Here is a 14,791-nt window from a genome sequence, read left to right as displayed (position 1 = left end):
AAGAGCCTGTTTAAAAAGTGACATTTTCTAAAGTTAATATAGCCTATAAAAAGTGACATTTTCTAAAGTTATTGACAGTTCTAACCCGTAGAATTTATACCTGTTTATACTCGTAGAAATGAAAGAAATAAGAGGAATGCAAAACTTTCAGCTAGTCTGTCAGGGATATCAATCATCCCTCCATAGAAACTGAAAAAGGGACAGGGCTTTCCGAATTTGGGACACCCCTTCCCTATTCTGGGACGTGTTCTTTCCAGAAAGAACACGTCCCCCTCCTTCCTCTCCTTTACGTCATCTGCTCCAGTATCTCCAGGCTTTTGAATTTTTTATCTATATATTTCCCCGTATAAGCCCTGACGATCCTACCAAGATGGTTCAATGCTTCTTCTGATACAGTAAAGCTGTACAGCTTTTCCAGAGGAGAGGCCACAATATACTGCATGGTATACCTTACGGTTTCATCAATTCCCATTCCGTCTTCTGTCTTTTTCCTGCAGTTTGGGCAGAGCACTCCGCTTTTTCGGACGCTGAAGGTATCCAGAGATTCCTTTGCCCCGCAGCTTACACATTCGAACACCTGAGGATATTCACCATTGATAACCATGGCCTTCAGTTCGTATATGTAGCGAATTAGCCGATTATCCAGTCTCTCATTGAGAAGTGCTTTCAAAGTAACGTAGAGAAGATTGAGCATCTGCCTTTCATCTGTATATTCCCTGCCGTAATAGTCTGCGAATTCCAGAAAATAAAACCCGTAATAAACCCCTGGCTGAGCCACAGCCAGTTCTGTAAAGTAGTTTTTTACCATTGTCTGCTGTATCTGGTAGGCTGTCCTCCCTTCGTACAAGTTAAAACTTCCGAATACAAAGGGATTTGCCGCTGCTAAAAGGGGGCTGTTCTGTCTTCTGGCCCCCCTTGCAAATGCTGTGATCTTTCCCCGCTCTTTTGTAAGCAGGACTAACCGTTTATCATAATCCCCCACGGGCATGGCCGATAACACCATTCCAGTCACGGTTATGGTCTCTGTCATCTCTATACTTCCTTTTTATAATATCCGAAGTTCTTCATAAGAAAATCACTGTCCCGCCAGTCCTTTTTCACCTTCACCCAGAGCTTAAGATTTACTTTTTCTTCCAGCATCTGCTCAATCTCGTATCTGGCATTGGTTCCTATTTTCTTTAACATAGCCCCTTGCTTGCCGATAATGATTCCCTTATGGGAATCCCTCTCACAGATTATTGTAGCGTCAATGTCCACAATATGCCCATGGCGTCTTTCCTTCATGGAGTCTACAGCCACTGCGATTCCATGGGGAATCTCTTCGTCCAAAGCATGAAGCGCCTTCTCCCGGATAATCTCCGCAACAATCTGCCTCTGAGGCTGATCCGTTACGGTATCCTCATCATAGAACTGCGGACCATAGGGCAGATATTTGAAAATGCACTGAATAATATCCTCTGTATTTTGCCCCCGCAGCGCAGAGGCAGGAATTATCTCAGCGAAATCCATAATTTTCCGATAGGCATCAATAAAGGCAAGCACCTCTTCTTTCTTTACCGTATCTACCTTGTTTATTACAAGAATCACCGGAACATTACATTTTTCCAGCTGTTCTGCAATATGCCTTTCACCGACTCCTATAAAAGTAGACGGCTCCACCAGCCATAAAATTACATCTACCTCCTTCAGCGTCCGCTCTGCCACATGAACCATATACTCCCCAAGCTTATTTTTTGCCTTGTGAATCCCAGGGGTGTCCAGGAAAACAATCTGCCCCTGTTCACAGGTGTAAACTGTCTGGATCTTATTCCTGGTAGTCTGAGGCTTTTTAGAAGTTATGGCGATCTTCTGCCCGATTAATTGATTCATCAGCGTTGATTTTCCCACATTCGGCCGGCCAATCAATGCTGCGAAACCGGATTTATAATTTGTATTCATACCTTCCTCTTCCTAAAACAGTGGTTTTACTTCTTTAAATAGCTCTTTGTTTTCCTCAATCTTTCCTTCGCCTCCAATGACACAGATTATATTCTGATTCATTATGGCCTCTACAATATCCCCCAGTCTCTGAATATCTTCGACGGAAGCATTCAGAATCTCTTCCCTCTCTGTAAGGATATCCTCCTCTGTGAGTTTACCAAAGTACGCGTTCAGGCTCATAGCCCCTTTTGTGGATGGATTCATAGGAACATCCAGTTCACTGATGGTCCCGATAATATATTTTGTCATCTCTCTCTCATCTGCCTGGAAGCTCCGAATAAATGCAGGAGTCTCACTGAATATCTTCAGCGTATTTTTCAGATGGGGATCTCTGTAGGATACCAGGAATCCGTCCCCGGATCTGCGGAAACCGCTCATGCATCCGTAAGCCCCGCCCTTTACACGGATATTCGTCCAGAGATATTCATAGCTCAAGATCACCTTCAGGATGCGGAGCGCCCCGGTGTAGTGATACCCTGCCTCTTCAAAGTTACCGGCACTGGCCACATATTGTACCTGTCCGGAGGTTTTAAAGCCCTCATTTTTTGGACGGAAGTCATATTTCAAAGCCCCTTTTTCCACAGGCTGTGTATACAGTCCTTCCTTCAGCCCTGCTATCAAAGCCTCGATCCCCTCGTATCCCGCTTCATCAGCAGTATAGCTCACCACCAGATGTTCCGGGCGGAAAATCATCTGCATCAGCTGTTCCAATTTGGAGAATACATCTTCTTTTACCTGTTCAAAATTCTTCTCAATGGTATCGATTAAGTCATAGAATGCAATCCCGCCAATCTGATCCTGAAAATAAGCCGTTCTGGAAAAATACGAGATTGCCCTGAGCATAGCCGAGGAGTGTCCCGCACTGGCCAGGGACATCTGAAGCCTGGATTTCAGTTTGGCGATTATCTCATACAGACGTTTCTCATCCCTCAATCTGGAGGTAAAAAGAATCTCCTCAATCATAGAAAATACAAAGGGAAGTTTACTGTATAGAGCCTTACTTCTCACCCCAAACATATTTTTTGTATCATATCTGTCTTTGGTATTGCCGAAGACCTGGAGTCCGCAGCTTATGCCCCCGGTATTGGCGTTGATCTCGTTAAATAATTCCCCATAGGAATAATGTTCTGTATCCACAAACCCAAGTACGGATTTCAGAATTCCCATGTAGGGTACCAGATGGGAGGGTACATCCTTTGTGTCAAAAAGCAGGGTAAGATATCCGATACCATTAGTGTAGATATTGTGGTGCAGAACCAGCGTATCTCCCACATACTTTTCCGTATTATAAATCTTCGTCCCTTCCCTGGAGATATCGGATCGCTTCAGCATAGGAATACACTTCAGTGCCTCAGGGGACTCCTCCCCTTCCTGGTACTCTGTCAGACGATGCGTTTTTTTCACCAGTTCCTCTATCTCAGCAGATGTAAGAGAAGCTTTGTAGGCTTCCAGTTTCTCCTCCAGCGCCTTTTCCCTGGCAGCTGCCAGTCCCCTTTTTGGATTTACAATCACTACAGAGGCATGGGTGTTATCTAAGAGATACGTCCGAATCAACGCTTCAAAATATCCCTGCCCTGCTTTTTCTTTCAAAAGTTCAAAAATCTTCAGCTGCTCAAGGTGCACAAAAGGTTTTTCATCATCATAAAGCCAGCTGTCAAATACATCAATCCCATACATCAGGCCCTTGGGATAAGATGCATAATCAGCTTCCCGGAAACGGAATTCCATAGAATTAATGCCGGCTGCCACAGCCTTCTGGTCAATGCCTGTCTGTGAAATCTTCTCCAGGGTCTCCCGGATTAAGGCTAAAAACCTATCCTTCTGTTCCGGACGGGCATTTTTGGCGATCACTGAGAAAAACGGCTGGTAAATTCCGTCGTCATAGGATCCCATAATATCCTTGCCTATCTTCTCGTCCAGCAATGCCTGCTTTAGAGGCGCTCCCGGTGCGCTTAACAGCACATAATCCAGTACACTGAATGCAACACAGAGCTCAACATCCAGACTGTCTCCCACTACCACGTTGTAAGACAGATACGTATTCTCTTCCTCCGGCTCATTTTCTGCCACCGGATATTCCAGAACTACCTCTTTTACCTGAGAGAACGCTGGCTGTTTTGGTATCTGGGAAGTTACAGGCATGGCATCATATTTGGACAGATACTCCCGATCCATCCACCTGAGTTTCTCCTCCATGTCCATCTTTCCATAGAGATAGATATAGCTGTTGGAGGGATGGTAATACCTGCTGTGAAAACCTAAGAACTCAGAATACTTCAGGTTTGGGATATCTGCCGGATCTCCCCCGGATTCCACACCATAGGGGGTATCCGGAAACAGGGAATTTAAAATCGCCCGGTCCAACACCTCCTCCGGGGAGGAAAACGCGCCTTTCATTTCATTGTATACCACTCCGTTATAGCGTAGGGGATCTTCGGGATTCTCCAACTGGTAGCTCCACCCCTCCTGGCGGAAAATCTCTTCCTTTTCATAGATATTAGGGAAAAATACGGCATCCAGATACACATGCATCAAATTCTGAAAATCCTGATCATTGCAGCTTGCCACAGGATACATGGTCTTGTCCGGATAAGTCATGGCATTCAAAAAGGTGTTTAAAGACCCTTTCACCAGTTCAACAAAAGGATCCTTTAATGGAAAATGCTTGGAGCCGCACAGAACACTGTGCTCCAATATATGTGCCACCCCTGTGCTGTCTGCGGGCGGCGTGCGAAATGCAATATTAAAAACCTTATTCTCATCGTCATTTTCCAGAAGCATAACTCTGGCCCCACTTTTTCTATGCTTCAGAAGGTATCCTCTGGAATGGATATCCGCAATCATCTCCTCCTGAAGTAATTCGTATTCCGGTATCTTTTCTATCTGCATAAACTGCCTCCAATTCTTTTATATTTTTATCTTCTCCCGGATTCCGGGGCTTATTCTAACTGTTCAAAGACGTATCAGGCATATTATACCATTTCCGGATAACTCTCACAAGGCATGGAAAAAGAAACAAGACGTGAAAAAAGGAACAGGAGCTGTTTCTACAGAATTCAGTCCCTGTTCCTTCTATATATTATGAATGTAAAAATGCAGGTAGTTTACAGATCCAGCTGATATACCCTGGCTGTATTTTTGTACAGCACTTTTTCCAAATCCTCTTCCCTGCTGATCACAGAGCGATATTTGGCAAGCTCAACAGGAATCTGATAAATATTATCAGAAGAAAACATAATCTTATCACATCCAACCTGTTTTACCATGTTATTCACTCCAATCACGCCTACCCAGCTCGGTTCCAGATAAACATTCTCGAATTTTCTTGCCAGATAAATAGCCTGCTGATTGTGCATCTCTGAACCTGCATGGGCCAGGATACAGGGAACATCCGGAAAGCTCTCAAGTGCCTTTTCCACACTGATGGGATCCGAAAACGGGATGCCCGCTCCTGTGTGAACCATCAGCGGCACTTTCAGCTCCCTGCACACTTCCCATACGTGAAGGGCATCCTTGGAAGAAGGATGGGTTGCATGACCGATAGGTGTAATCTTAATGCCCACAAACCCCAGCTCTTTGATACATCTGCAGGCCTCTTTATCATAGTCATCCGGACGGAAGTGGGGGTTAATGGATGCCATTCCCCAGAACTTTTTCTTTGTACTCTTTGTCAGCTCATAGATCCTGTCATGAATGGCCATGTGATCTTCCATATAAATCCTCGGAAGATACGGCTGTACCACAGCTCCATCCACATCATACTTGTCATAAAAGGAAATCAAATCTTCTTCTGACTGTTCCTCATCAAATACCACATCAACACCCAGATGGGCATGTAAATCAATAATCATAGCTTAACTCCTTTCTACGCTGCTTTCTCCACAGTTCTTTTTACCTTCTTCTCTACAGCATCCCCGGAACTGAGAAGAAGTACAATGATAATCAATGCTCCTTTTGCAATATTCTGTGCGCCTACGGAGAATCCCATAATCTGCATGGCCGTTACTATCAGTCCCAGGAACAGGCATCCCACCAGAGTTCCCGGTACATTTGCTTTTCCTCCTGATATCAGTGTACCACCAACAACAATACTTGCAACTGTTTCCAGAGTATAAGAATCTCCCATTCCCAGAAGGGCTCCGCCTACCCTTGCTGTAGTGAGCATACCTCCGAAGGCTGCCAGTATACTGGAAAATACATAAGTAAGCATTTCCACCCTGTTTACTTTAATTCCTGCAAGCTTTGCCGCTTCTCTGTTCTGCCCCACTGCCAGAAGTGATTTCCCGTAAGACGTCCGGTTCAGCAGGAACCAAAATCCCACCGCCAGAAGGACTATGAGGAAAATCATCAGCTGTACCCCAAATATCCTTGTAGTAACCAGCTTTTGAATCACCGGAGCAATGGCAAAGATAGAAAAGTTTTTGTTAATTAACAGGGCGGCAGTTGTGAGGATATAGTTCATCGCCATTGTGGCAATAATCGCCGGTATCTGGAGATAGATTACCATCACACTGTTCAGGAATCCGATCACCGCTCCGAGTACCACAATAACAAGAATTGCCAGAGGAACATTTTTATTCTCCCCGTTAATAATACTCATAGAGACAAATGCCATTAGAGTCAGCACTCCTGGTATAGAGAGATCGATAGCCCCCCGCCCGGAGGTTACTACCAGCATCTGTCCGAAGGCAAGGATTGCCAAAAATGCTGCTGTATAGGCATTGGATAAAAAGCTTTCCAGATTCAGCCTGCCCGAAGAGATACCCATTACAAACCACAGAAGGAAAGCGCCTACTGCTGCCCACACCCAGTTGTTTTCTTTTATATATTTTTTAACTTTCTTCATTACTGCAGTTTCTCCTTTCTCAGCAATCTAAAGGAAAGAATTAAGATTAATACCAGTCCCTGGATTGTAGCTGTATAATCTGTACTCACTTTTAAAAGTCCCAGCAGTACGCTCACCATAGTGAGGGAAATACCCCCGAACACAGCTCCCACATGTGTTACCACACCGCCGGAGAAGTAACCGCCTCCGATGATGACCGCCGCAACTGTAAGCATAGTGTAAGTTGCAGATGCATTGACATCCGAAGCTCCCGTAATTGCAGACTGTGCAATACCTCCCATCATGGCAAAGATACCAGCAATCAGATAGGTAGCCCAGTATGCCCTGGCTTTTGACCAGCCGCTGTTTCTCATCGCGGTATCGTTGTTTCCGAAGCCCCGCATTACCGTACCGTATCTGGAACGGTAGATTAGAATCGCCAGTATGATAAAAAGAATCAGCCAGATCAATATTCCCTGGAGTACCGGATTATTGGCATTGAAAAGATGAACCATCCATTCCGGAACATGACCGCCCGGTACATCCTGAAGCACATACGCCATGCCTGTCCATACAAAAGACATGCCCAGGGTTACAATAATGGGCGGAACGCCTCTCCAGTAAATGATCAGTCCCATGCAGGAATAAACCAGAAGCAGTCCCAAAAGACAGAGAATACCTAATGCATTATTCTGATCCAGAATAGTTGCGCACACTACGTTTACAAGGCCCATAAAAGCGCCCACACCCAGGTCAATATGTCCAAGTCCGATAGCAAACGTCTGTGCCAGGGCTGCAAATATAAATGGGGTAAATCCCACTGCCAACAATTCCACGCCAAATTTTGTAAAGATGGACGGTGAGAGCGCCCCGCATACTACATATAGAATTAACATGGCAATCAGTGCAAGGAGATAAAGCTTCGGAGACTTTGCTTTCTTTTTCTCCAGATTTTCTGCTTTTTTCTCATTGTTCTGAAATGCCAGCTTCAGCATAGAAGAATGCTCAAACTCATCGTGGTTAAATTCCCCGGCCACACTGCCTGCATTCAGGACAAACAGTCTGGTGCAATACTCCAGTTCGGCATCATCTGATGTTCTCCAGATAACCAGTTTCCCTTCTTTTGCCGCTTCCTGGAATACGCCGTAGAGCTCTTTTTTCGTCCCTACATCTACACCTCTGGTCGGATCGTCCAGAAGGATAATGTCAGCATCCACCGCCATAGCCCTGGCTATCAGTACCTTTTGCTGGTTACCGCCGCTGAGGCTGGTAATCAAATCTTCATTGGAGGCACATTTTGTCTTCAGACGCTGGTTCCACTGTTCTACAATCTCATTGGTTCTGCCGGTAGAAATAGGTGCAAACAAAGCTCCACGTGCTATTTTTGAGATAATGGTGTTGTCTGTGATAGACCATAAGGGAAAAATACCCTCTTTTTTTCTGTCTCCGGCCACATAGGCAACCTTTCCCTGTATATGCAAACCTGCTTTTTTCTTCTTCGCCTGAAAGAAAACCTCCTGGAGGAACTCCAGCTGTCCGTTGCCCTCCAGCCCTGTCAAGGCAATTATCTCTCCTCCGTACATTTCCTTGGAGATTTTCTTCAGCATACCATTCGAATAATTATCAAAAGCAACTTTTATATTCTTGTTAATTTCAATGGGAGCCATTGCTGTCTTTTCTTCTTCCGCCGTCTTTTCTCCCACAACCCCGTCGCCCATGCGGGCTACCATATCCTCTTCGCTGGTTTCCCCGATAGGGCACTGATATTTCTCCGCTCCGTTCTGCATGATGAAGATTCGGTCAGCCAGGAACATTATTTCTTTCAGCCTGTGAGAAATATAGATATACGAGATACCCTCCCCTGCACTTTTCTTTATGTAGTCCTGAAGCTGAGATGTCTGCTCCGCGGGAAGAGAGGAAGTCGGTTCATCCAGCACCAGCATCTTCACCTCAGAGTCACTGGTGGCCCGGGCAATCTCAACCATCTGCTGCTGTGCAATACTTAGAGTGGCAAGACCTGCATTCACATCAATGCCGTGATCCGGAAATACCCGGTCCAGGGCTTCTCTCGCCATTTCCTTTGCCTGTTTCCGCCATTTCATATCCTTTTTGTCGAACCTCTGAAACTGCTCAATATAAAAGTTCTCGTATACTGTAAGATTTTTACACAGAGACAGTTCCTGGTGAACCACACGGATTCCTTTTGTTCTCGCCACTGCCGGAGTATATTTATTCATATCCACAGCTTCTCCCTCAATGGAGAGCGTACCTTCATTAGATGTAATAACACCGGAGAGGATTTTAGTCAACGTACTTTTTCCTGCTCCGTTGCCTCCTACCAGGGCAAGCACCTCGCCCTTTTTCAGCTCGATGCTCAGGTGATTTACTGCTGTTGTGGGACCATATATCTTCAGCAGATTCTCCGCTTTCAGGAAAAGTTCCTGCTGTCCCTTTGTTTCTGTCTGCATTTCCAATCCTTTCACCATGCCTTTCGTTTATTTTAAAAGAGGCTGCCGCAAATGTGAAACTCACTTTTACGACAACCTCTTGGCTTATGATTTAATTATTTTGCCGCGTCAATGATATTTTCAATCACATACTCATTTGTGAAATCCGGGGAAACAAAGGTGCCTGCCGACATTCCCTCATATTCGCTGAGATTATCTACTGTGATATGAGGAACAGCAATCATCATTTCCTCCGGCACGTCATAGCCATTTAAAATATCAAGGGCTGTCCAGAATGCTGCCGCGCCGCAGCCTGGTGTGGAACCCTGGCTTAATGTCTCATAACCATCTTTGCTCATCCACCAGTTAATAAATTCAGCTGTGTTATCTCCGATAATAATCGGTGTCTCTCTGCCGGACTGTTCGAATGCATTGACAGCACCGATAGCATCTCCGCCGCAGTGGGTAATCACGGCATCCACATCCGGGAGTGAAGGCAGTACCTTTGTCAGTTCTTCCTGTGTCTTAGTGGCACTGGCCTCGCCGATTACTTCCTGGACAATCTTGAGATCCGGATAATTTTTAATTGCCTCTGTAATGCCTGCATAAATTCCCTGATCAGGAGCTGCACCGGATACGCCTCTTACAACAACCACATTTCCTTTGCCGCCCAGCTTCTCTGCCACAAATTCCACGCTGTCTTTTCCAATCTGCTGCCAGGGATAATCCATGGTATACACACCCTCTAAATCAACAATGGAATCGAATGCTACCACTTTAATGCCTGCATCCAGAGCCTTCTGAATCGTACTGTTTAAGGCTGTGGGAGATGCCGCACAGATACAAATTGCATCTACGTTGCTCAGAATAAAGCTGTTGATCTGAGCAATCTGTGAGTTGACCGTATTATCACCATTCTGTACTTCGTAATCCTTTATGTAGCCTGCAGCCTTTGCCTCATCTGCTGCTTTTGTAAAGGCCTCTACCATCTGTTTCCGCCAGGTATTGCCGAAGTAGGAGTTAGAAAGGCCGATTACATAATCACCTTTTTTTAATACTCCTGATGCGCCTGCGTCGTCAGCGGATGCATCCTCTTCCTTGTCTGCAGCCTGGGTACTTTCTGTGTCCTTTGCTTCCTCTGTTTTGCTTGTGTCTGCACTTGCAGAATCAGAACCGCCGCCGGAACCACATCCAAACAACATTGTTGATGCCATTGTCATGCAGATTAACATGCTCAATACCTTCTTTTTCATACCATCCATCGCTCCTTTTCTTTTCATTATGGTCAAATTGTCGTCTGACCGTTATATAATTATACGTTTGATGTTTAATGTATATCATATATTCATAACAATGTCAATGCTTTGCATAATTTTTTTTTACTATTTCCCTATACTTTATACAATTTCCACAAATTTTGACGACAAATTTCTACAAATAATTTTATGATTTCCTCATTCATTTCATTAGACGTATTATCTTTTCTGACCGTCCCCCCCTCATCTCACATATTTACATTCAGACATGCTGTGGCCCAAACGCAAAAAAGAGGTATCGTGAAGTAAATTCATACCTCGCGATACCTCTTTATTTTTCTCTTACTTTCCTGCGGCCATATAGAATCGGATCAAAGAATCCACCGTCCCGGTAAGATTTTCTTTGCTCTTATATCGGGATACAGAGAAATCCTCAGCCGTTCTGTTAATGCTGAAAATCGCATTGACTCCAAGCTCATATGCACCTTCTGCACCGTCTCCAATGGAACCTACGACAGCGGTTACCGGCACGCCCAGCCGTTTTGCACGCTCTGCAATTCCGATGACGACTTTGCCTCCAAGGCTCTGGCTGTCTATTCTGCCTTCTCCGGTAAATACCATATCAGCCCCGGCTGCCAATTCTTCAAAATGAATCATATCCAGTACTGTCTGAATCCCTGATTTTAGTTTGCCGCCCATAAAGGCCACGATTCCGGCGCCCAATGCGCCAGCAGCCCCGGCTCCCTCCATACGCGACACATCTGTTCCCAAATCCTTCTGTATAAGCTCAGAGAGATAAATAAGCTGGCTGTCCAGTTCCTTTACCATCTCCGGGTCCGCCCCTTTCTGGGGCGCAAAGATGTAGGCTGCCCCCTGGGGGCCGTACATAGGATTGTTAATATCGCACATAGCTGTAATGGAAACACCTTCTAAAAGCTTTCTTGTCTCGCTGTTATCAATGGATACAATTTCTTTTAAAGTACCCCCTGCAGGAATAAAGGATTCTCCCTCTGCATTCCGAAATACGGTTCCCAAAGCTGCGGCCGCACCGGCTCCCCCGTCATTGGTTGAACTGCCGCCCAGCCCGATTACAATATCCGTGCAGCCATTTTCCACGGCATGTCTGATCATCTGTCCGACTCCATATGTACTGGTAACTTTGGGATTTAATCTGCCCTCCGCCTGCGGAAGTCCTGCCGGCTGTGCCATCTCCAGAATTGCCTGGCTTCCCACCTTCGCATAGTATACATCCACCGGCTCCATATAAGCATTCTGTACCCGAAGCTCCACCTTCTCTGCATCAATGGCATATAAAAAACAGTCCACGGTTCCCTCCCCGCCGTCAGCTACAGGCACTGCTTTCACCTGACAGTCCGGATAGAACTCCAGTACTTTCTCTTTGATAATATCGCAAATCTCTATGGAACTTAAGGTGCCCTTAAATGAATCGGGCATAATCACACATTTTTTCATCACATGCTCCTCCTGTTAATCTCATTACTCAGACAAAATAATTTTTTCCTGGTCATAGGGCACATACAGATTGCCTGAATAATACTCTTTACCTTCTCTCATATAAAGCACTTTTCGGTTTTCATAATTTTTATCTTCCGTATGCCAAAGCACAAGATTCTCAATCCCCAGTCTGTCAGCAAGTTCACAGGCATCCTTGACTGTGCTGTGATGCTTCTCATAGGGTTTAAAAATATCCGCCTGGGAATCGAGACAAAATGCCTCATGAAGCAGCCATGCGCTGCCACGCACCTGCACTTCGTTGGCATCATTATATGGTTCATCCCCGGCACAGGTTAACTTTTTACCGTTTTTCAGTACCGTGGTAAACCCGAATTGCTTTGCCTTTGTTGAGTGAATATCAAAAAATTCCACATCATAGCCAATAATGTTTCTATGCTCTCCATCCTCCACAGGAACCAAAAAAATTCTCTTTCCCAGCATTTTATAGAATTTTCCCTGAATCGTCAGCCGTGCTATAGTGTCTATGGTCTCTATGAGATCCGGATGGCAGTAAATGTTGCATTCCCCCTCATAAGTGCCCTTTTTCATTCCGGTGGCTATGAGGCGGATCATCCACACAATCCCCAGAAGGTGGTCACAGTGTTCGTGGGTGATAAAAATATCATGGATACCGGCAATGGGTACCTCTGCATTTTCCAGAGCAGCCAGAATTCCGTTTCCCCCTCCAGTGTCAATCAGCCAGTACCTCTCATCCCGTTCCAGTACAAAACAGGTATTAAAGCATTTGGTCACTACGGCGTTGCCGGTTCCCAGCACAACAAGTCTTTCCATTTATTATTCCTCTCCAGCTGCTGACAGGCCCTGAAGATAATCATTAATTGCAGTGACATCCATCTCCGTAGTAACCTGTTCAGCCGCACCTTCTTCTCTTGTCAAAGAACGGTACCCAGAAAAGCCAATCCATCCCACAATGACCAGGCATACCAAAGCAACACCGGCCCTCTGCAGCATACTGATGCGCTTTTGTTTCTTCATAATCTTTTCCCGGTTTGCTTTATCCTGTTTATATTTATCTACTTTTTCCTGACTCATGCGTATCTCCTTATCCTTTTTAAAATAAGATTTATTCCGTATGGAACACCATACGAAGTTATTATACTATATTTCACAAAAAAATGCTCATTTTTTTATGAGCATTTTTAAAAAATTTATTCTTTTTTTTACAGAACTACAATAATGCCTCCGTCATTGGCATACATACTGCTTACCCCTGCAGTGTCCATGATTATCACATCTTTCACCTTAATCTTCTGCAGAATGGCATCCCGCACCATATACGCCCGTTCCGGACAGTTGCAGTGAGTAATACCCAGAATCCTGCCCGCACTGTCCGATGCTTTCTCTACTACATAGTCGACCATTTTTACAAGAGCCCTGTTCATCCCCCTTGCCTGATCCAGCTGACAGATGGTCCCTTCGCCGGTGGCGCCCATAACAGGCTTAATCTTGAGGGCCGTTGCCACAAAAGCCTTCAGATTACTGAGCCTTCCGTTTTTTCTCAGGGTTTCCAGGCTCTCCAGGACAAAATACGTATTCTGTTCCGCGATATATGCCTCAACCGTGTCAATAATATCATCAAAATCCATTCCCTGGGCTTCGCATTCTTCAATCTTCAGGGCTATCAGGGTTTCCCCCACGGAAGCAGATCTGGAGTTAAACACGTAAATCTGCTTTTCCGGATTTTTTTCATGGACCAGATTCATTCCCAGCACTGCACTGTTATAGGAACCGCTTAATTCTGACGACAGTGTGACTGCATACACATGATCCGCGTCGCTTTCAAATGCTTTCATATATCTTTCAGGAGAGGGACAGGAAGACTTTGGACAGTTAGGACTTTCTGCCACTCGTTTCAGGAAGTATGCCTGATCAAATGTTTCGTCATCTATAATATCTTCTCCGTCTACCGTAAGAGTCAGAGATGCTCTATCAAAGCGTGGATCCGCCTTTAATCTTTCTGGTAATTCTCCGCAGCTATCAATTACAACTTTATAACTCATATCGTCCTCTTTTCTATACTATGTAGTATCAAATACCATGTTTTATCTTATCACAAAAGATATTTTTTGAAAAGGCCTTTTTACCGGAAAACTCTAGGATTTTTTAAGTTTTTGTTTTATAATAATCCGGTATGTAAGTTAACTCGAAAGGAAAGATACCAATGATTGCTCTGAATATCCTGGATATCAGGAATTTTATGTCTAAATTACTGGGCGGGAACTCTTTTGATACCTTCTGGTTTGTGGAAGCTTCGATTACCACCTATGTGACCTTTACCATAGACGGGAACCTGCACAAAGAATTTTTTGACTCCTCCCTGGCAGACTCTCTGCATCTTGAGGAGAGAGATTATACTTTATGGAAAGAAGTAAAACCCTTCTGCTTTTCTATTATGCGTGGAAAGCATACTCCTCTGCATTTTAAAATCATTTTCCGTCTCTCCCCGGAACATACTGCTGTACTGCTGACAGACAGGAAGCTAGCTTACCGGCCTGAGGAGATCAACGGCCTGTTCCTGAACTTCCAGTATGACGGCCGTCAGCTTACCTGCACCACCGGAACCTCCCTGAAGGTGTTCACAATGGATAAATCACTGGATTATGCCTGGGATGATATGCTCAAAGACTTCTTTAAACGGGAGGAAATCACAGTACAAAACCTATAAAAAGGGGGGCTGTCGGTTAATATCGATTTTTGCCCCCTTACATACAAGGAAGAGACAATCCCATAGTATTCGGGCTTTTTCA

12 protein-coding genes are annotated in these 14,791 nt (G+C 44.8%); 1 reads left to right on the top strand and 11 read right to left on the bottom strand.

All coding sequences use genetic code 11. The features are described from left to right. Positions 1 to 286: 286 nt before the first annotated feature. The 11 genes from recO to GKG41_RS22625 form a co-directional block, all read right to left on the bottom strand. The gene (gene recO, locus GKG41_RS22675; RefSeq protein ID WP_154263010.1) at positions 287 to 1,030 is read right to left on the bottom strand and encodes a DNA repair protein RecO; all 744 of its coding nucleotides are present in this window, start codon (positions 1,028 to 1,030) and stop codon (positions 287 to 289) included. A 2-nt stretch (positions 1,031 to 1,032) separates the two neighbouring features. Continuing rightward, positions 1,033 to 1,938, bottom strand: a complete 906-nt coding sequence (gene era / locus GKG41_RS22670) for a GTPase Era (protein ID WP_154263007.1) — start codon at positions 1,936 to 1,938, stop codon at positions 1,033 to 1,035. A gap of 12 nt (positions 1,939 to 1,950) precedes the next feature. After that, positions 1,951 to 4,869, bottom strand: coding sequence for an insulinase family protein (locus tag GKG41_RS22665; RefSeq protein WP_154263004.1), 2,919 nt, complete (start codon positions 4,867 to 4,869; stop codon positions 1,951 to 1,953). Positions 4,870 to 5,084: 215 nt separating this feature from the next. Further along, entirely contained in the window at positions 5,085 to 5,831 is a 747-nt protein-coding gene (locus GKG41_RS22660) for an amidohydrolase family protein (protein WP_154263000.1), read from the bottom strand. Positions 5,832 to 5,845: 14 nt separating this feature from the next. Continuing rightward, a complete protein-coding gene (locus GKG41_RS22655; protein WP_154262996.1) occupies positions 5,846 to 6,826 on the bottom strand; it encodes an ABC transporter permease in 981 nt (326 codons plus the stop codon). Continuing rightward, positions 6,826 to 9,273 (bottom strand): ATP-binding cassette domain-containing protein, encoded by a 2,448-nt coding sequence (locus tag GKG41_RS22650; protein ID WP_173015695.1) that lies wholly within the window; start codon positions 9,271 to 9,273, stop codon positions 6,826 to 6,828. The genes GKG41_RS22655 and GKG41_RS22650 overlap by 1 nt, the downstream gene beginning before the upstream one ends. 95 nt (positions 9,274 to 9,368) lie before the next feature. Next, complete coding sequence (locus GKG41_RS22645) at positions 9,369 to 10,505, bottom strand: ABC transporter substrate-binding protein (protein WP_154262983.1); 1,137 nt, start codon at positions 10,503 to 10,505, stop codon at positions 9,369 to 9,371. A gap of 345 nt (positions 10,506 to 10,850) precedes the next feature. Further along, a complete protein-coding gene (locus tag GKG41_RS22640; RefSeq protein WP_154262980.1) occupies positions 10,851 to 11,981 on the bottom strand; it encodes a glycerate kinase in 1,131 nt (376 codons plus the stop codon). 24 nt (positions 11,982 to 12,005) lie between these two features. Further along, entirely contained in the window at positions 12,006 to 12,815 is an 810-nt protein-coding gene (locus tag GKG41_RS22635) for an MBL fold metallo-hydrolase (RefSeq protein ID WP_154262977.1), read from the bottom strand. A 3-nt stretch (positions 12,816 to 12,818) separates the two neighbouring features. Further along, positions 12,819 to 13,076, bottom strand: coding sequence for a hypothetical protein (locus tag GKG41_RS22630; RefSeq protein WP_154262974.1), 258 nt, complete (start codon positions 13,074 to 13,076; stop codon positions 12,819 to 12,821). 128 nt (positions 13,077 to 13,204) lie between these two features. Further along, the gene (locus GKG41_RS22625) at positions 13,205 to 14,044 is read right to left on the bottom strand and encodes a DegV family protein (RefSeq protein ID WP_154262971.1); all 840 of its coding nucleotides are present in this window, start codon (positions 14,042 to 14,044) and stop codon (positions 13,205 to 13,207) included. Positions 14,045 to 14,205: 161 nt separating this feature from the next. On the opposite strand from GKG41_RS22625, the gene GKG41_RS22620 reads away from it, so the two are divergent. Next, positions 14,206 to 14,709: a DUF5721 family protein gene (locus tag GKG41_RS22620; protein WP_154262968.1), complete on the top strand. Its 504-nt coding sequence runs from the start codon at positions 14,206 to 14,208 to the stop codon at positions 14,707 to 14,709. Positions 14,710 to 14,791: the final 82 nt, after the last annotated feature.

Origin of the sequence: Lactonifactor sp. BIOML-A5, assembly GCF_009677585.1 — a bacterium.
Taxonomy (GTDB): Bacteria; Bacillota; Clostridia; order Lachnospirales; family Lachnospiraceae; genus Lactonifactor.
Note: the sequence above shows the minus strand (reverse complement) of the source record. Positions and strands in the feature narration are given on the sequence as shown.

Bases quoted from the DNA above. Each gene is read 5' to 3' on its own strand.
- GKG41_RS22635 (WP_154262977.1), bottom strand. From the start codon at position 12,815: ATGGAAAGACTTGTTGTGCTGGGAACCGGCAACGCCGTAGTGACCAAA.
- GKG41_RS22665 (WP_154263004.1), bottom strand. From the start codon at position 4,869: ATGCAGATAGAAAAGATACCGGAATACGAATTACTTCAGGAGGAGATG.
- recO (WP_154263010.1), bottom strand. From the start codon at position 1,030: ATGACAGAGACCATAACCGTGACTGGAATGGTGTTATCGGCCATGCCC.
- era (WP_154263007.1), bottom strand. From the start codon at position 1,938: ATGAATACAAATTATAAATCCGGTTTCGCAGCATTGATTGGCCGGCCG.
- GKG41_RS22650 (WP_173015695.1), bottom strand. From the start codon at position 9,273: ATGCAGACAGAAACAAAGGGACAGCAGGAACTTTTCCTGAAAGCGGAG.
- GKG41_RS22630 (WP_154262974.1), bottom strand. From the start codon at position 13,076: ATGAGTCAGGAAAAAGTAGATAAATATAAACAGGATAAAGCAAACCGG.
- GKG41_RS22640 (WP_154262980.1), bottom strand. From the start codon at position 11,981: ATGAAAAAATGTGTGATTATGCCCGATTCATTTAAGGGCACCTTAAGT.
- GKG41_RS22620 (WP_154262968.1), top strand. From the start codon at position 14,206: ATGATTGCTCTGAATATCCTGGATATCAGGAATTTTATGTCTAAATTA.
- GKG41_RS22655 (WP_154262996.1), bottom strand. From the start codon at position 6,826: ATGAAGAAAGTTAAAAAATATATAAAAGAAAACAACTGGGTGTGGGCA.
- GKG41_RS22625 (WP_154262971.1), bottom strand. From the start codon at position 14,044: ATGAGTTATAAAGTTGTAATTGATAGCTGCGGAGAATTACCAGAAAGA.
- GKG41_RS22660 (WP_154263000.1), bottom strand. From the start codon at position 5,831: ATGATTATTGATTTACATGCCCATCTGGGTGTTGATGTGGTATTTGAT.
- GKG41_RS22645 (WP_154262983.1), bottom strand. From the start codon at position 10,505: ATGAAAAAGAAGGTATTGAGCATGTTAATCTGCATGACAATGGCATCA.